Origin of the sequence: Paenibacillus nanchangensis (assembly GCF_046543445.1) — a bacterium.
Classification (GTDB): Bacteria; Bacillota; Bacilli; order Paenibacillales; family Paenibacillaceae; genus Paenibacillus_AQ; species Paenibacillus_AQ nanchangensis.
The window spans coordinates 113,935-131,269 of the sequence record NZ_JBHOFD010000021.1 but is presented as its reverse complement, the minus strand read 5'-3'; the positions used below and the strand labels follow the sequence as shown (position 1 = coordinate 131,269).

Here is a 17,335-nt window from a genome sequence, read left to right as displayed (position 1 = left end):
GACCCCCAGCTGCACCGCAATCCCTTCTCCTACCGCAAGCGGTGTCTTCCAGCCCGCTTCCTCCGTGCTCTTCGCCAAAGCAAGCAGCGTGTTGTCGAAGCTGCCGTCCGGCTCTCTTCCCTGCATAACTTGAAACTTCTCCACCGCTAACAAAAATTCCTCGTTGTACATCCCCGTAATTTCTCCCGAGTACATGCCCCGCTTCTTCAAGGCTTCCTGCATCGCCCGAATATCTTCGGGGGAGAACTTCTGATTGTACTCTTCCATCAGCTGCCGGCGAATTTCCCGCCGCCGTTCCAGCTCCGCCGCTCTCTTCTTAGCGGCCTTTTCAATCTCCGGGTAATTGTGAACGGCCCATTCCTGATAAGCTGGTACCGTCATCCCGATGGCAATGACTAACCGCAGCTCCTCTTCCCTCGGCATCGGGGAAAAGTCCGACTGAAGCGGATTATAGTCACAGGCCGACAGCAGTGGACCTTTGTAGTGCTTCCGCAGGCTGATTTCCGATCCGTACCACGCCGGATCAACGCCAAGCCCCGCCAAAATATCCCGCTGCGCGGCAGCGGTCTGTTTCACCTGCTCCATGTACTGCTTATGGTCATACGCTGCGTACACACTATAAGCCGTCTGGGAGCGAGCGAGGGTATCGAACGCATTGGCGATCTCGTTCAACTTCATCCGCGCCTCTTCCCGTAAGGCTTCGTCTCCCGTATGCAGCTTGTCCAGCAGCTCCGTAATCCGCGGTTCACTGCTGTAGGGGATCAGCCGCGTTTCGAGCTGCAGATCCTGCACACTAGTCACTGCTCCCTTTAGCAGATCCTTCAGTGACGGCTTCCCGCTCAGCAGCTCCAGCAGGCGCTCCCCGCCCTGCTCCTGCCGCCTCCGCCACATGTCCCACAGCCGGGCGCCGATTCCACCGACCCGTTGGACCGCCGGGAACTTGCGCATGAACTTCGCGTTCAGCAGCGCCTTCATTTTGGATTCCGTGTAGCCGTACTGCTCAGCTGTTTCCCGAACTGCCGCCGACTGGCGGTTCAGCTCATCCAAAATGGTCTTCGTCTGGCTCAGCACCTCCCGGAGCAGTGCTTCCGCTTTTCCCGCCGACTGCCCGACATACCACTCCTGCTGGTATTCATCCCTGGCAGCAGACAGGATATTTGTGATTCCCCGTTCAATCCCGAACGCTTCCCGTTCCAGATTTCGGCTGATCCGGTCCAGTGAGGCGGACAGCTCCTGAAGGCGGGAAAGATCAACCTTTTGCTGCATTTTGTGCCTCCTTAACCCTATGTATGAAACTTCCCGCTGACTGTCAGACAGCCATTGACTCAAGTACCTTCCCCAACGCCATTTTCCTCATAAAAAACGGCACATCCCCTTGTTTTACGAACAATAACAGAGAGAACATACCTGTTTCCAGTAATACCCATCCTATCATAATTTCTACTATAACGACGAGGGGCCGATTACCCTGAAATGATCTCCGTCTAGGAGAAAAGACTGAGAAAAAAACAGCACAATCCCTCAGTTCTTCCCGCAAAAGCAAAGAGCGGATATGGATGGCAGAAATCCCCGTTCATGAACACCGAAAATAACAGCAACCGGATGTCCCAAATTGGCCGCAGCGGCAGCCGCGCTCACCTGTTCGTCCTTCGTTCAGTCTCTAAGAACATCGTTGAACTCCGAATAACAGCAACCCGAAATTCCAACTTTGCCGCAGTGCCCCTCCGCTCCCCCTGTGCTTCTTTAAGTTCTGCGTAGGACGAGCCCTACAGATTAAACCAACAGTGATTCGCAAAAAATAATATCCAAAACTAAACAAACGCTGTTGACATCCCGACTACTACGTGTTACTTTATAGCAGTACTCAGTAATACAACATACCAGTCATACAGAATAGTGAAGGGTGATTATGCTGGAAAATCTAACGGAAATGCTCAAAGGAGTGCTTGAGGGCTGTGTGCTTGAAATCATAAGCCGCAAAGACACTTACGGTTATGAAATCACGCGGCGGCTGAATGCCCTAGGCTTCACCGATGTGGTGGAGGGAACGGTGTACACTATCCTGGTCCGGCTTGAAAAAAACAAGCTGGTGGAGACCACCAAAAAGCCCTCCGAGTTGGGACCGCCGCGAAAGTTTTTTGCGATCAACGATGCAGGCCGCGAGGAGCTGCGGAAGTTCTGGGAAAAGTGGGAGTTCGTCTCCTCGAAAATTAACGAGTTAAAGGAGAAGGATCAATGAACTTTTGGGAAAAAATCACCGGCAGCGACATGACGAGGGAATTTAAGGCATTTGAAGCTCGAGTAAAAAAACTGCCGCCCGATTATCAATCGGCGTGGAACAAAATCAACGCCAATCTGTGGCCTCACTCAGATTTCAGCGGCCGCAACCTCATGCCAATTCTGGACGGTGTGCTTGGACTGCTGGAAGAATCGGCCGCGGAGGGTCAAAGTGTCCAAGAGGTTCTGGGCGGCGATATCCAAGGTTTTTGTGCGGCGCTGGCCGGCGAAGAAGGGGCTAAATCTTACCGCGACAAATGGCGCGAGCAGCTCAATCATAATGTAGCCAAAAAATTAGGCAAATAGGAGGAAAAACACATGAATATCCGAGATATCATCGAAGGCAAAAAAGAGTGGCGGGCGCACGTGGCGCGCGTCAAAGCGCTCCCCCAGGATTATCAGATTGTTTATAAGGAGATGCAAAAATATCTCTTTAAAGTTGGTCCAGTCGAACTGACCGAAGGAACAGGTTTGCTTTCAGGGATTGTCGATCTTTTTGAAGAGGGTGCTGCCTCGGGGAAAGGTGTGCTGGAAGTGACCGGCAGAGATGTAGCAGCCTTCTGCGACGAACTGATCAAAGATTCAAAAACTTACGCGGACCTCTATCAGGAATCGGTGAAACAAGAAATGAACAAAGCCAACAAAAAGGCCGCGGATAAAACCAAATCATAAGGGGGTTACCGGGATGAAAAAAGCAATTGAGGTCAAAGGGCTGCGAAAGTCCTTTAAGAACACGGAAGTTCTAAAGGGCGTTGATTTAGATGTGAAGCAGGGGGAGATTTTTGCCCTGCTCGGCTCCAATGGCGCGGGGAAAACAACAATGGTCCGGATCCTCACCACGCTGCTCAAACATGACGGGGGCACCGCCATTGTCAACGGATTTGATGTCGCGGCCAAACCCGAACATGTGCGCCATGCGATCAGTTTGACCGGGCAATTTGCCGCCGTGGATGAGATTTTGACCGGGCGGGAAAATTTGATTATGATCGCCAAGCTGCGGCATCTGGAGCATCCGCGGCAGGTTGCGGACGATCTGCTGAAACGGTTTGGCTTAACGGACGCCGCTGACCGTAAGCCCTCCACCTATTCGGGCGGGATGCGCCGCAGGCTCGACATCGCCTTAAGCCTTGTGGGCAAACCACAGATTATTTTCCTCGACGAGCCCACCACCGGACTTGATCCCGAAGCACGCATCGAGGTCTGGAAGATTGTAAAAGAGCTTGCCGATGGCGGCACCACGGTATTTTTGACTACGCAGTATTTGGAGGAAGCCGAGCAGCTGGCCGACCGGATCGCTATTTTGCACGAAGGAAAAATTATTGCAAGCGGCACGTTGACGGAACTGAAACAGCTGTTCCCCGCTGCAAAAGTAGAGTACATCGAAAAACAGCCGACATTAGAGGAAATCTTCCTCGCCATCATCGGTAAAAAGGAGGCCATCTAAATGGAGACGGCAAAAAACCATTTTTTCAGCGACATGAGCGTTATGCTTGGCCGGTCCATGCGCCATATTTTCCGCAGTATGGATACCATCCTCACGGTCTGTATCACTCCAATCGCCATGATGCTGCTGTTCGTTTATGTGTTTGGCGGCGCGATTGACACCGGTACGGATAATTATGTGAATTACCTGCTGCCCGGCGTACTGCTGATGGCGATTGCCAGCGGGGTGGCTTATGTGGCTTACCGCCTGTTCATGGATAAGCAGCGGGGCATCATTGAGCGGTTCCACACCATGCCGATTGCGCGTTCCACTGTGCTGTGGGGGCATGTGCTGACTTCGGTGGTATCCAACGTCATTTCGCTTGTCGTCATTATTCTGGTTGCGCTTTTGATGGGCTTTCGTTCGCCGGCAGGGATTTTGTCTTGGCTTGCCGTTGCAGGTATCCTCGTGCTGTTTACACTGGCATTGACTTGGATCGCAGCAATCGCCGGACTATCCGCCAAAACGATGGAAGGTGCAAGCGCCTTTTCCTATCCGTTAATCTTCCTGCCCTTCATCAGCTCGGCGTTTGTGCCGACCGGTTCGATGCCGACAGCGGTTCGTGTTTTCGCCGAAAATCAGCCGGTGACTTCAATCGTTGAAGCGATCCGCGCCCTGCTCTCTAACCAGCCGGTAGGCAATGACTTGGGGATTGCGCTTGCCTGGTGCGTCGGGATTATGGTGGTGGCTTATCTGTTTGCGGTGCGTGCGTATAAACGGAATGCAGCATAAGATTATAAATGCATGATTATCAATCCACAATATTTCATCGTGATCTATCGGCATTTCGTCGTGACCTATCGGCAAAAATAATCCATACTACTCGGTATCCCGCTCCTTTGGTTCTTCCCAACCCGGAATTTTGATGCCCCACACGTTGTCTTTGACATAACCTGCCGCCCGGCGCAATCCCGGCAGCCGCGGATCATCCGGGTAATGACGGTCGAGAAACAGCATGAAGCTCCGGTGCAGGCCGATTTCCTGATCCAGCTTGTTCCACTCATTTGGATATCGTTCCAAGGCGGCCAGTTGGGTCTCCCATTCAGAGAGATCCGCAGGCGACGAAATTCCCTGCTTCGCTTGATCCGCAAGGATTCGCAGCTCCCGGTAAGCGGACTTGATTTTGCCGGAAAACAACTGCCGCTGGCTGAGCACAGTCAGACCAATCACTACAACCGCCAGCACAAGCCACATCGCCGCTGCATTCATACGTACCCTCCTTCCCTGATCGATCATCCATCCTATTATACAACGTCCGGCGTACTCACTGCGTTTTTCTCTCTGACAAAAAAACGGGCTGTCCACGTTCGTCATAGCAGCTGCCCGCGCTTATGCGGCACTTTTAACAGCCCCCTTACACGCTCCGCATGCAAAAAACATCCCGCCCGCGTTGTCGCCATCAGGCGAAAATCCGCAGGCGGGATGTGCCGCGCAGCCGGGTACTCCTACTCCGTCTGCTCGTCTTTAATCATTTCATGCAGCTGCCGGCGGTCCGCTTCCCGGGCCCGTGCTTGGGCCTCCATGTCGTCCGCGTCGGCCAGCTCGCCGGAGAATTCCACATCCTCACGTTTAGCACCGAACAGCATTTTCATTTTAACCACCTGCTTCGGCACTTTTCCGCGATATTGCTCTGGCACTGTTTCCCCTCCTCTCTGCAAGTCAGTTGGCCCGGAGCTGCCGGAACAGCCCGGTCCGCTCAAAGGAATTCAGGACGTTCAAAGTACTCCGCCCGCTTCCTCAATCAGCCGCAGCGCGGGATGAAAAGAAGCCTCGTCCAATACAACGGTCAGCAGGATATCCCGCCCTGTGGGACCTCCATCGCCGCCGTCGCTCATACCGCTTGCCCCTGTGTCGGCAGCGGCCAATATCCCCGCCGACCGGCTGTCTACCGAAGCGTTCAGCGTGAGATTGGCGAGACTCTCAAAATTGCCTGTTCTCGGATTGATGTTGTGATAGGTGCTTCCGCCGGGATATTTGCTGAAACGGTCAATCGACATATCGATGACGCGCAGCGATTTCAGCTTCCGCGATACGCTTTCCGCTTCTTCCGGCGTTTTGAAATAGGCCAGTATACTTCTTTCGCTCATCTGAACCCCACTCTCTGCCAGGGATGGCTGTGATTCTTGGCTTTTTTAGTTTGCATAAACGGGAGTAATTTATTCTTTTTATTTCCTGCGCAGTGTTTAGGTTCATTTCGTCCAAAACATGGTCCCAAAGTAGTATATCTGTATGATTAACAAGCCTGTAAAATATATGTAAAATTTTCCGCTTTACGGGCTGCAAAGGAGGATCGGGTTTACGGGCTGTAGCATGACAAAAAAAGAATATTGGGAGGATTTGAATGCCGAAACGATACGTTCGTAAATGGAGTGTTGGTGCCGTCAGTGCAAGCATGTTTTTTTCTCTGCTGTTCCCTGCCGCTTCCTATGCCGATTCTTCTTTCCTTCCCAGGCTCCCCGAGCCCGGCAATCTGAAACCAGGCATAACGCAAAAATCACTGCACACTGCCGGCGCGCTGGACCAGGCCATTCAGCAAAGACAGCCCGCTTCCTTAACACCCAAAAGCTATGTGACCCGCACCGGTTCCTCTACTCCGACAACCGTTATTGTGGAGCTGCGCAGCGCTCCGGTCAAAGTCGCCCAATTTGATGTGGGGACCCGAAGCTTTTCCCCTTCCCTGCAGCGCAATGTGCTGCGGACAGAACATAACATGTTTAAACAGGCGGCCGCCCGGCTGGGTGCCGCAACAGGTAACGAATACTTAGAAGTTTTTAACGGATATGCCGTAACGCTGCCTGGCAATAAAGTGGACGAGCTGCTAAAGCTTCCCGGAGTAAAAGCTATTTATCCCAATCACACCTTTTATGCATCAGCCGCAGCACCTGCCGAAACGGAGACGTCCGCCGGTACCCTGAAATCCGGTGTTCGCCAGACAGCCGCCAATACGAAGGTTCCTGCCGATCCAAAGGTTCCCGGTGATCCGCAGGTTCCCGGTGATCCGCAGGTTCCCGGTGATCCGCAGACCCCCTCTTTTCCCGTTGTCGGTAACGGAGATCTGATAGGGTCCAACGTTTTCAACCAAGGTGGCTATACCGGGAAAGGCGTGGAGATCGCTGTTTTGGATACCGGCATCGATTATAACCACCCATTCCTAAAGGATTACTATGATAAAGGCGGATATGATCTGATCGACAACGACGACGATCCTTACGAAACAACCAATCCCAATCATTACCCGGACAAAGACGGACGCCCGTATGAAACTTCGCACGGCACGCATGTATCAGGCATCATCAAAAGCGTTGCTCCGGACGCCGATCTTTACGTCTACCGGGTGCTCGGTCCTCATGGCTCCGGAACAACCGACCAGGTTGTGGCCGGTATTGAACGCGCCGTCAAAGACGGCAGAGACGTGATTAATATGTCACTTGGCTCCAGCGTCGATCAGGCGTATTCTCCCGATGCCATCGCCACCGACAACGCTGTCAAAGCAGGCGTGACCGTCGTCATTTCAGCCGGCAACTCGGGTCCTGATGCGAGAACGCTTGGCACACCGGGAGCGGCGCACCGGGCCATCACAGTCGGCGCCTCGTCAACTCCGGTGGACACCCCAGTGTTCACGATCGGCAGCGCTCCGCCCGTTTACGGCCTGTTGGCCTCGTTTTCGCCGGAGCTCACCGAAAACCTGTCCGGCCTGAAGCTGGTTTACGCTGGCCTTGGTTCGGCTCAGGATTTTGCCAAAGTTAACGCAAAAGGCGCCATCGCGCTGGTCGACCGGGGAGGATTTAACTTTTCGGTCAAATCGGAAAATGCCAAGGCGGCTGGCGCTGCTGCACTGCTGATCGCCAACAACGCTGCCGGTGAACTAAACCCGACGCTTGGTGAAGCCGGTGATTTCACGCCGACTTACGGCATTACGCAGGCGGAAGGCCAAGCCCTGAAAGACCAGCTGAAAGCGGGAACCGACACCATCAGCTTTGAACTGAAAAAAGAATCCAACCTGCTGGCCGATTTCAGCTCCAGAGGCCCGGGACTGCCCGACTTCACCATCAAACCCGACGTTGTGGCGCCCGGCGTAAACGTGCTGTCCTCCGTACCCCTCTGGGAAAGCGCGGACGGCACCTACGACACAGCTTATCTTGCCGAAAACGGCACCAGCATGGCGGCTCCCCACGTAGCGGGCGCGGCGGCACTGCTGCTGCAAGCAGGCGAACAAAAATTCAAGAAGTCTTTTGAACCCGAACAGATTAAGTCCATTTTAATGAACAGCGCACGTCCGATCTCGGACCGCAATGGCCGGGTCTATGACTTGTACGAACAAGGCGCCGGTCTCGTTGACCTGTTGAAGGCCGCCAAACAACCAGCCCTTGCCAAAGTCGGTGAAGTGCTCGATACGGGAAGACCGGGTGTCGAACAGGTTCCCTATCATACCGGTTCGCTGTCCTACGGTCTGCTTGCCAAAGGACAAACGGTAACCAAAACCGTCTATCTCGACAATTTCAGCGCACATACACATCCCTATGACATCCGCTTGGAGTGGGATACAGCGCATCCGGGGATTGAGATTCAGGCGGACGTACCAGCCATCTCCGTTTCCGAGACATCAGCTTATTTCAATGTTGCACTGTCTGTAGGAGAAAATGCGCCGGACGGTTCGTTTCAGGGAGCGCTTAAGCTGACCGACTCGCGCGGCGTCGACCTGCGGCTTCCGTTCAGCGTGTTTGTAGGCGAAAGCCTGCGGCCCGGCGTGGTAACCAATCTGGAGCTGACGGAAACGATTATTTCGCCAAATGCTGACGGTCAGTCCGATACGGCGGACCTTTCATTTTCGGTTAATGAACCTTTGACCAATCTGCACCTGGAGGTTGCCCGGGCCGATGAATCCGGCGCAGCTACTGTAGTCGGCGATGTCTACGCCACCGGCGGTACTTATTACCGCGGGCTGTACGAGCAGCTCGGCTGGGACGGAACGGTGATATCAACTGCCGACGGCTCCCCGCAACATTTGGAGGACGGTTACTACACCATTACACCGGTTTACGGCAATCAGCAAACCCGGCTGGATGAACAAGCTTTTTCTTTTGTGATCGACACGGGAAATCCGGTGGTAACGGGCGTGACGCTTCAGGAACAAGCTCCTTCGGAAACAGGGGGTCAGCGCCTGGCAACGATAACCGGCAGCATTGCCTACGATCTGTTGGCTGAGCTGGTTTCCGGGCCGGAGCCGGCCGATCCAAACACGCTGTTCAGTGCCGCCGCAGTGTTCGAAAATGCGGACGGTCAACCAGAACAGGCCAATGGGGAAATTGGCGCAGACGGATCTTTTGCAATCGATGTTCCGCTAAAGGAAGGCATAAATGAATTTTATCTGTACGTATACGACGTGGCCGGCAACGGCACGGCTGATGAAGATTATGTCCAGCTCCTGCGTTACAGTACAGATGAGCATACCGTAACCGTCACGCCTTCCGTGGAAGCTGGCGAGGTTGAGCTTGGTAAGCCTGTAACGGTTGACGTGAAGTTTTCAGCTACCGAAGCGGTTTACGGCGCTGTCGTAAACATGCTGTATGACGGCAAGTTAAGCGCGCCGTCCATTACGCCAAGCGTTCAGTTGGCTACGTATCAGGAGCAGCACTTCCCCGGCGTTCCGCTTGCGGAGTATTCGAATACCGCCAAGCTGAGCGACGGGCGGAATGTGCAGCAGTATGGCGTCCATGTAACGGACGGCGCATACTCAGGCCCAGGATCTATCGCACGGTTCACCTTTGTTCCGACAGAAACGGGAACCTATACCTTTGAGCTGAGCGACACGCAAATCTGGAATGATTATCGGACCTTTACTATTCCGGCCGGCGCCGCCAAGGTAACGGTGACCGTGGTAGAACCGGCTGCAACACCAACGCCGACACCTTCAGCTTCTACGGAGCCTGAACCATCGACGGGACCGGCGCCAACGCCATCCGGTGAGCCTACTCCAACACCAACGCCTAGTCCGACACCTAGTCAATCGCCGTCGTCCGAGCCATCCGCTCCGGTGTACAACGGTCCGCCTTCCGTGCCAGGCTCCATTCCAGGCTCGGCTCCGGCTGCAACGGCAGCACCGGCTGCTTCTGGCGCTCCAGCTGCCCAGGCCGCAGTTCCGGTGACGGATACGGCGCTTGACGCCGCATTGTCCGGCCCGGCTGCATCCGCTGCCGTGATTAACCTGGACGGTGCCGTCTTCACCGCCGGCCAGCCGGTGAACGTCACGTTCACCGCGCAGCAGACCGAGCGGCTGATCCAGTCCGGCCGGGCGCTGACACTGGATGCCGATGCGTTTGCCCTTACGCTGCCCGCCCAGGCCCTGAAAGGCCTGTCCGGCAAAGCGCTTGCCGTAACGCTCCGGCTGGATCCAGGGGCCGGAACCGTTTCATCCGGCTCCGCTGTCAGCCTGGCTTCGCCGCTGCTCAGCATTCAGACCGGACTGACCGGCACGCCGCTGTCCGTTGAACTGAAGCTGAGCGGTACCGCACCAGCCGATCTGCGCAAAGTCGGCATTTACACGGTTGGCGCAGGCGGACAGCTGACGTACCTGAAGCCAGGCGCGCTGCCGCAAAACGGCAAAATCGCCTTTACAGTCAGCGGCGACGGCCAATACGCTGCGGCTGCCGGTACCGGCACGTTCCGCGACATTGCCAACCACTGGGCTAAAGCTGACATTGAAGTCCTGCTGGCTCACGGCCTGGTCGCAGGCAAAGGCGCCAACAACGCCTTTATTCCGAACGACAAGGTAAACCAGGCTGAGCTGCAGACCCTGCTTGACCGTCTGCTTGGCAAAGGCGATAACTGGCTGACCCATATCCGTGAAAATGGAGCACGCACCGAGCTGACCCGTTCCCAAGCCGCCGTACTGCTGTTTCAGGCGCTGGGCGGTAACGCCGCCGGCACACCGGCTTCACTGAGTTCCTTCGCCGATGCCGGGTCGATTCCTGCGAATGCGCGTGACGCCATCGCTTTTGTAGCCGGCCAAGGCTACTTTGTCGGAGAAAACGGCAAGTTTAATCCAAACGGCAAGCTGACCCGCGCGCAGACCGCAACGCTGCTCAGCCGCATTTTTACCGGCCTGCGTTCCGCAGAATAACCTCCTCAGGGGAGAAGCTTGTCGAAAGATCGGGCTTCTCCCCTCTTTTTCACCTGCCCGCAAGAGTCGATTGTCGCAGATCTTTACCGAAACATAACATAACCAGTAATATTTTTGTTCCGGATTAACGCTTTTCACAGCTAAAGTTATTCATATATTTGCATTTCTCACTTAATTGACCACTTGTAAAATAGTTCTCTCAGACTATTTTTGATTGTAATTTATACCATTACAATAAGTATAATTTTACGCTTCATTCGACCAAAGCAATTTGAAGGGAGGTTTTGTTACATAGGGTTATCCATCTATCCAATATCCTAAAGGAGATGAACTACGTTGATCCGAACATCCATACGCAAATTCTCACGCCGGGCCGCCAGCCTGGGACTCGCAGCAACCCTGCTTCTGCCTTCAGCGGCCTTTGCTTCACCTTCGCCTTCCGGGGAACCCGGTACCGGATTTGGCCGGGCTTCCGCTTCACTGCTGCCGCATAATTTTGCCGGAAATTCCGACAGTGCCGATCCGGTTACCGTTATTGTAGGATTAAAAAACACACCTTTAACCGCTTTTGCCGTGGAGCAGCGGAGCGCCGGACGGTCGGCATCGGCCTTGTCCACCCAGCAGAGCAAAATCAAGTCGGAACACGCCACTTTCCGCAGCGCAGCCGAGCGTATCGGCGCGGCTGTCGGACAAGAATACGATACAGTGTTTAACGGCTATGCCGTCACACTTCCCGGCAACCAGGTCGACCGCCTGCTGTCCCTGCCGGGCGTAAGCGCCGTTTACCCTAACAATGTGTATCACGCACTTGAAGACGCGGCTCCAGTTGCAACGCTTGCACCGCCGGTCACGCGGGACTATTCGGAGAGCGGCAAGCTGATCGGCGCTGATGTGCTTCACCGCGAAGGCATCACCGGCCAAGGCGTGCAGGTTGCCGTTGTCGACACTGGCATCGACTATAACCACCCGCTGCTGAAGGATAACTACAAAGGCGGCTACGACATGGTGGATAACGACAGCGATCCATATGAGACCCGGCCCGATGCAAGCAAACCGCCTAAAGGCACCTCCAAATACGACACCTCCCACGGCACGCATGTAGCCGGAACGGTGCTTGACGTGGCTCCGGATGCGGATCTGTACGCCTACCGCGTTCTCGGACCGTATGGGTACGGAACAACCGAAGACGTTATGGCCGGTGTGGAAAAAGCCTATGAGGATGGCGCACAGGTCATAAACCTGTCGCTTGGAACGAGCATCAACCAGACGTATTCCGCCGATTCCATTGCGATCAACAATATTGTGAAATCGGGCGTGAATGTCGTCATAGCTGCGGGTAATGCAGGTCCAGAAGCGGAAACCCTGGGTTCCCCGGGCGGATCAGAGCTCGCGATTACCGTAGGGGCGGCCACTTCCCCCGCGTTTAATCCCAGATTTGTAATCGGCGACGCCACGCCGTTTTATGGCAACCAGGCGACCTACTCGCCGAAGCTGACGGAGGACTTATCCGGACTTGAGGTGGTGTATGCAGGTCTTGGAACCGTCAATGATTTTGCAAACGTCAATGTTTCCGGAAAAATCGCCTTGGTCGACCGGGGAGGTTTCTCCTTCGGCGAAAAAGCGGTTAACGCTACCGCCGCAGGCGCCAAAGCGGTGCTGATCGCCAACAATGCGGAGGGCGATCTGTCCCCCACTTTAGGCGCTCCGGGCAGCTATGCTCCGACTTACGGCATTTCGCTTGCTGCCGGCAATGCCATCAAAGCGGAATTGGGCAAAGGCAACGCCACCCTGAAGTTCACCATCGTTGCCGCTGACCCGAGTTTGGCTCCCTTCAGCTCCACCGGTCCGGCCCGGCCGAATTACGACATCAAGCCGGACGTTGTCGCTCCCGGCACCTCGATTAATTCGACCGTCCCGCTCTGGGAGAGTACCAATGGAGAGTACGATACCGCTTTTGGCATCAAGCAGGGTACCAGTATGGCCACCCCTCACGTTGTGGGAGCCGTAGCGCTTCTGCTCAGCAAGGATCCGGAGCTGGATCCGTTTGAGATCAAATCGCTGCTCGCCAACAACGCCGATCCGATCAAGGATGTGGAAGGCAATCTGTATTCGCTAAACCAGCAAGGCGCCGGTATGATCAACCTGGTCAAGTCGGTTCATGCGGACGCCATCGCCAAGGTCGGTGATACGTTCGACAGCACGATTCCTGGCGTACCGGTATACCCTTTTTACACCAGTTCCCTCTCTTTCGGTCTGCAGCCTAAAGAAACAACCGTAACCAAAGCGGTATACCTGGACAATTACCTGGGCAGCGGAAGCACCTACGAGATTGCCGCCGACTGGCTATCGGCTCCGGTAGAGGGCGTCACGGTTTCTGTGGACAAAACAGAAGTCACTGCTGGGCAGGACTTTTTCAATGTGACGGTTCATACCACGGATAACGCAAAAGACGGCGCGCTGCTTGGAATGATCCGGCTCACCGCTACGGCGCCTGGCGGAAATTCCTCTGCACTCGCTATACCGCTCAGCGTGTATGTCGGAGACAAATTTATTCTCCCTCCCGTTACGGCATTGACCGTAGACGATGAGGCGATTTCGCCGAATAAAGACGGGTGGTACGATGAGACGGTTTTCTCCTTCTCCGTGAACCATCACGTAGACAATCTGCGTATGGCCGTAACTAAGGACGGGGAGCCTTCGACCTATCTTGGCGATCTGTTTACTTCGGATAAGCAGGTTACGATCGGATTGTATGAACTCATGCATTGGACAGGGACGGTAACGGATCCCAAAACCCAAGCTTCCATTCAGCTTACAGACGGCACTTATACCATTACTCCTGTACTTCCCGGCGGAGTCTGGGATAAGCAGCAGGCCATTCAATTTAAAATTGACACTAAAAAACCAAAAATCGGAGCAGTGGACGTCCAGTATACCGACGAGTCCAAAACTGCCGCCATACTGACCGGCTCGTTCACAGACAGCCTCGCCGGTGTTAACGTTACCGGCTTTACGGCCAAAGCCGTCTTCCGGGATGAAACCGGCAGCCTGACAAGCGTTCCGGGGACCGTGACCCCGAACGAAGGCGAAGGTTCGTTCCGCATTCCGGTGCCTGTGGCAGCGGGAGTCAACGAATATACAATTTACTTGATGGACCCTGTCGGCAATGGCCAGGCGGAAGGTGACTACGGTCAAATCGTACGCCTGAATACCGGAAACGACAGCGTAGCGGTACATCCGCTTGCCAAGTCCGCCCAAGGCAAGCCGCTTTCGCTTGATCTGAACTTGTCTGCAACCGAAGCGGTATACGGCGTTTCGCTGGATCTTGTTTATGACGGCAGACTGGGTGTTCCGAACGTGTCCAGCGTCATTTTTGATACGTACGGCCCAACGGTCGAACCCGCAGCCATCGGCGGGGGGCAAAACCGGATCAAACTTGAATTCAAAAACGAAGCGGGTTATACAGGGGACGGATTGCTTGCGGAGCTTGTTTTTGATACCGCGGAAGCAGGAGAATATCAATTCCGTCTGGGTGAAGTAAACGTGCAGACCGAAGCGGAAGCTCCGCTTGCCGCCAACGGCACGCTGCTGGCATCGGTAGAGGTAGCTTCCGGCGTTCTGCCTAATCCTACACCTACGCCGACACCAACACCTACACCTACGCCGACACCTTCGGTTGAACCGTCGCCTAGCCCGACACCGACACCGACGCCTTCGGCTGAACCGTCACCTAGCCCAACGCCGTCCGCCGAGCCTTCCGCTCCGGTATACAACGGCCCGCCTTCCGTGCCCGGCTCCATTCCCGGCTCGGCTCCGGCCGCCACGGCAGCACCGGCTGCTTCTGGCGCTCCAGCCGCAGTTCCGGTGACGGATACGGCGCTTGACGCCGCGCTGTCCGGCTCGGCTGCATCCGCTGCCGTGATCAAGCTGGACGGTGCCGTCTTCACCGCCGGCCAGCCGGTGAACGTCACGTTCACCGCGCAGCAGACCGAGCGGCTGATCCAGTCCGGCCGGGCGCTGACGCTGGATGCGGATGCGTTTTCCGTTACGCTGCCCGCCCAGGCTCTGAAAGGCCTGTCCGGCAAAGCGCTTGCCGTAACGCTCCGGCTTGACCCAGGGGCCGGAACCGTTTCGTCCGGCTCCACTGTCAGCCTGGCTTCGCCGCTGCTCAGCATTCAGACCGGACTGACCGGCACGCCGCTGTCCGTTGAGTTGAAGCTGAGCGGTACCGCACCAGCCGATCTGCGCAAAGTCGGCATCTACACGGTTGGCGCAGGCGGACAGCTGACGTACCTGAAGCCAGGCGCGCTGCCGCAAAACGGCGAAGTCGTCTTTACAGTCAGTGGTGACGGCCAATACGCTGCGGCTGCCGGTACCGGCACGTTCCGCGACATTGCCAACCACTGGGCTAAAGCCGACATTGAAGTCCTGCTGGCCCACGGCCTGGTCGCAGGCAAAGGCGCCAACAACGCCTTTATCCCGAACGATAAGGTAAATCAGGCTGAGCTTCAGACCCTGCTTGACCGTCTGCTTGGCAAAGGCGATAACTGGCCGACGCATATCCGTGAAAATGGAGCACGCACCGAGCTGACCCGTTCCCAAGCTGCCGTTCTGCTGTTCCAAGCGCTGGGCGGTAACGCCACAAGCACACCGGCTTCGTTGAGTTTGAGTTCCTTCGCCGATGCCGGGTCGATTCCGGCGAATGCGCGTGACGCCATCGCTTTTGTGACCGATGAAGGCTACTTTATCGGGGAAAACGGAAAAATTAATCCAAACGGCAAGCTGACCCGCGCGCAGACCGCAACGCTGCTCAGCCGCGTATTTGCCGACCTGCGTTCGAAATAAGAGCATTATCCACATTTTCAAAAATCATGAACTACGTACCAGCCAGCGGAACCCCGCGCTTCCAGCAGGGTTCCACATACACTGGCCGCATTACCTAAAAAGCCAGACGGCAGGGAGAAATCTCGCACCGTCTGGCTTTTTTCCGTCTGGTTTTTCGCTGTCTGGCCTTTTCACATTGACCTGCGTGTGTTCGCTGTTGCAAATCCGCCCAGCCATTAATCCTCCCCCACTCTCCCCCGCTTGAATCCGCGCGCCCGTCGGTCTTCCCCCAATCTGCCCTGCTTAAATCTCCAGCACCGGAGTATAAGAAAAACAGGGCCGCCCCGCGCCATCGAAATGGCACTGGAACAGCCCTGAACTATAACTATGCTATTCGCCGCGGAAGGCCCGCTTCATCCGGTCAAAAAACGATTGCTCATGCTCATGGGTCTGCTCTCCGTCCAGCGAAGCAAACTGCCGGAGCAAATCCTTCTGCTCATCGCTCAGCTTGCTTGGTGTCACAACGACCACCCGTACATGCTGGTCGCCTTGGCCATTGCCGCGCAGGCGGGGTACGCCTTTGCCCTTCAGCCGGAAGAAAGTGCCCGTCTGGGTACCGGCCGGAATCTTCAGCTTGACCTTCTCGGTCAACGTCGGGATTTCGATCTCATCGCCGAGCGCTGCCTGGGCAAAGGTCAGCGGCACTTCGCACATAATGTCATCGTTCTCCCGCACGAAGAAATCATGCGGTTTGACGCGGATGACAATGTACAAATCGCCGGACGGTCCGCCGCGCAGACCGCTTTCGCCTTCGCCGCTCATGCGCAGCTGGGCGCCGTCGTCCACACCGGCAGGAATCCGGACATGAATGGTGCGCTGCTTCTTCACGCGGCCGCTGCCGCCGCAGGTGCCGCACTTGTCCTTGATAATTTTGCCTGCGCCGCCGCAGTTCGAGCAAGGACGGCGGTTCACCATCCGGCCGAGCGGCGTATTCTGCACCACTTCCTGCTGACCGGTTCCATGACATACCGTACACGCCTGCGGTTTGGTTCCAGGTTTGGCCCCGGAGCCGTAGCAGGTATCGCAGGTTTCGGTACGCGGAATCGTGATGTCGGTCTCTTTGCCGAAGACCGCTTCCTTGAACTCAAGCGTCATGGTATATTGCAGGTCGCCGCCGCGCTGGGGCGCATTGGGATCGCGCCGTCCGCCGCCGCCGAAGAACATATCGAAGATATCGCCGAGTCCGCCAAAATCTCCGCCGCCGCCGAAGCCGCCGCCCATTCCTTGATTCGGGTCGATATGACCGTATTGGTCGTACCGGGCCCGCGACTGGGAATCGCTGAGCACGTCGTAAGCTTCCTTCACTTCCTTGAACTTGGCCTCTGCGTCACTAGCCTTATTGACGTCCGGGTGATACTGGCGGGCCAGCTTGCGGTACGCTTTTTTAATTTCCTCATCCGAAGCACCCTTGCCTACGCCAAGCACTTCGTAATAATCGCGTTTGTCTGCCACGTCTCTCACCTCCGATAAATCCGGATTTCCCATCCGATCCTCAACACAAAAGGAAAGTCAAAACACGGGATGACCCGGTCTTGACCTTCCCCAGTCTTTGTTATCGTCTAAGATTACCT

At 55.6% G+C, this 17,335-nt stretch carries 12 protein-coding genes; 7 read left to right on the top strand and 5 right to left on the bottom strand.

Translation table 11 applies throughout. The features are described from left to right. A partial coding sequence (locus ACE6ED_RS17760) for a peptidoglycan-binding domain-containing protein (RefSeq protein ID WP_410828553.1) occupies positions 1-1,266 on the bottom strand: 1,266 nt, incomplete at its 3' end. Positions 1,267-1,909: 643 nt separating this feature from the next. On the opposite strand from ACE6ED_RS17760, the gene ACE6ED_RS17755 reads away from it, so the two are divergent. Genes ACE6ED_RS17755 through ACE6ED_RS17735 form a run of 5 tightly spaced genes read left to right on the top strand, consistent with a single transcriptional unit; the run spans position 1,910 to position 4,492 of the window. Continuing rightward, positions 1,910-2,239: a PadR family transcriptional regulator gene (locus tag ACE6ED_RS17755; protein ID WP_410828552.1), complete on the top strand. Its 330-nt coding sequence runs from the start codon at positions 1,910-1,912 to the stop codon at positions 2,237-2,239. Continuing rightward, entirely contained in the window at positions 2,236-2,583 is a 348-nt protein-coding gene (locus ACE6ED_RS17750; protein WP_410828551.1) for a DUF1048 domain-containing protein, read from the top strand. Before ACE6ED_RS17755 ends, ACE6ED_RS17750 begins: the two co-directional genes overlap by 4 nt. Before the next feature lie 12 nt (positions 2,584-2,595). After that, positions 2,596-2,949: a DUF1048 domain-containing protein gene (locus ACE6ED_RS17745; protein ID WP_410828550.1), complete on the top strand. Its 354-nt coding sequence runs from the start codon at positions 2,596-2,598 to the stop codon at positions 2,947-2,949. Positions 2,950-2,962: 13 nt separating this feature from the next. Then, a complete protein-coding gene (locus ACE6ED_RS17740) occupies positions 2,963-3,721 on the top strand; it encodes an ABC transporter ATP-binding protein (RefSeq protein ID WP_410828549.1) in 759 nt (252 codons plus the stop codon). Continuing rightward, on the top strand, positions 3,722-4,492 hold the full coding sequence (locus ACE6ED_RS17735) for an ABC transporter permease (protein WP_410828548.1): 771 nt from the start codon (positions 3,722-3,724) through the stop codon (positions 4,490-4,492). An 87-nt stretch (positions 4,493-4,579) separates the two neighbouring features. Here ACE6ED_RS17735 and ACE6ED_RS17730 read toward each other — a convergent pair whose 3' ends face one another. From ACE6ED_RS17730 to ACE6ED_RS17720, 3 genes are all read right to left on the bottom strand, one after another. Then, positions 4,580-4,969: a hypothetical protein gene (locus tag ACE6ED_RS17730; RefSeq protein ID WP_410828547.1), complete on the bottom strand. Its 390-nt coding sequence runs from the start codon at positions 4,967-4,969 to the stop codon at positions 4,580-4,582. Positions 4,970-5,205: 236 nt separating this feature from the next. Further along, on the bottom strand, positions 5,206-5,397 hold the full coding sequence (locus ACE6ED_RS17725; protein WP_410828546.1) for a YfhD family protein: 192 nt from the start codon (positions 5,395-5,397) through the stop codon (positions 5,206-5,208). Between the two features lie 78 nt (positions 5,398-5,475). After that, positions 5,476-5,847: a hypothetical protein gene (locus ACE6ED_RS17720; protein ID WP_410828545.1), complete on the bottom strand. Its 372-nt coding sequence runs from the start codon at positions 5,845-5,847 to the stop codon at positions 5,476-5,478. Positions 5,848-6,101: 254 nt separating this feature from the next. Between ACE6ED_RS17720 and ACE6ED_RS17715 the strand changes: the two genes are divergently transcribed. Beyond that, entirely contained in the window at positions 6,102-10,880 is a 4,779-nt protein-coding gene (locus ACE6ED_RS17715) for a S8 family serine peptidase (RefSeq protein WP_410828544.1), read from the top strand. Positions 10,881-11,216: 336 nt separating this feature from the next. Beyond that, positions 11,217-15,725 (top strand): S8 family serine peptidase, encoded by a 4,509-nt coding sequence (locus tag ACE6ED_RS17710; protein WP_410828543.1) that lies wholly within the window; start codon positions 11,217-11,219, stop codon positions 15,723-15,725. Between the two features lie 369 nt (positions 15,726-16,094). Here ACE6ED_RS17710 and dnaJ read toward each other — a convergent pair whose 3' ends face one another. Next, positions 16,095-17,216 (bottom strand): molecular chaperone DnaJ, encoded by a 1,122-nt coding sequence (gene dnaJ / locus ACE6ED_RS17705; RefSeq protein ID WP_410828542.1) that lies wholly within the window; start codon positions 17,214-17,216, stop codon positions 16,095-16,097. Positions 17,217-17,335: the final 119 nt, after the last annotated feature.

Bases quoted from the DNA above. Each gene is read 5' to 3' on its own strand.
- ACE6ED_RS17735 (WP_410828548.1), top strand. From the start codon at position 3,722: ATGGAGACGGCAAAAAACCATTTTTTCAGCGACATGAGCGTTATGCTT.
- ACE6ED_RS17750 (WP_410828551.1), top strand. From the start codon at position 2,236: ATGAACTTTTGGGAAAAAATCACCGGCAGCGACATGACGAGGGAATTT.
- ACE6ED_RS17730 (WP_410828547.1), bottom strand. From the start codon at position 4,969: ATGAATGCAGCGGCGATGTGGCTTGTGCTGGCGGTTGTAGTGATTGGT.
- ACE6ED_RS17745 (WP_410828550.1), top strand. From the start codon at position 2,596: ATGAATATCCGAGATATCATCGAAGGCAAAAAAGAGTGGCGGGCGCAC.
- ACE6ED_RS17740 (WP_410828549.1), top strand. From the start codon at position 2,963: ATGAAAAAAGCAATTGAGGTCAAAGGGCTGCGAAAGTCCTTTAAGAAC.
- ACE6ED_RS17715 (WP_410828544.1), top strand. From the start codon at position 6,102: ATGCCGAAACGATACGTTCGTAAATGGAGTGTTGGTGCCGTCAGTGCA.
- ACE6ED_RS17755 (WP_410828552.1), top strand. From the start codon at position 1,910: ATGCTGGAAAATCTAACGGAAATGCTCAAAGGAGTGCTTGAGGGCTGT.
- ACE6ED_RS17720 (WP_410828545.1), bottom strand. From the start codon at position 5,847: ATGAGCGAAAGAAGTATACTGGCCTATTTCAAAACGCCGGAAGAAGCG.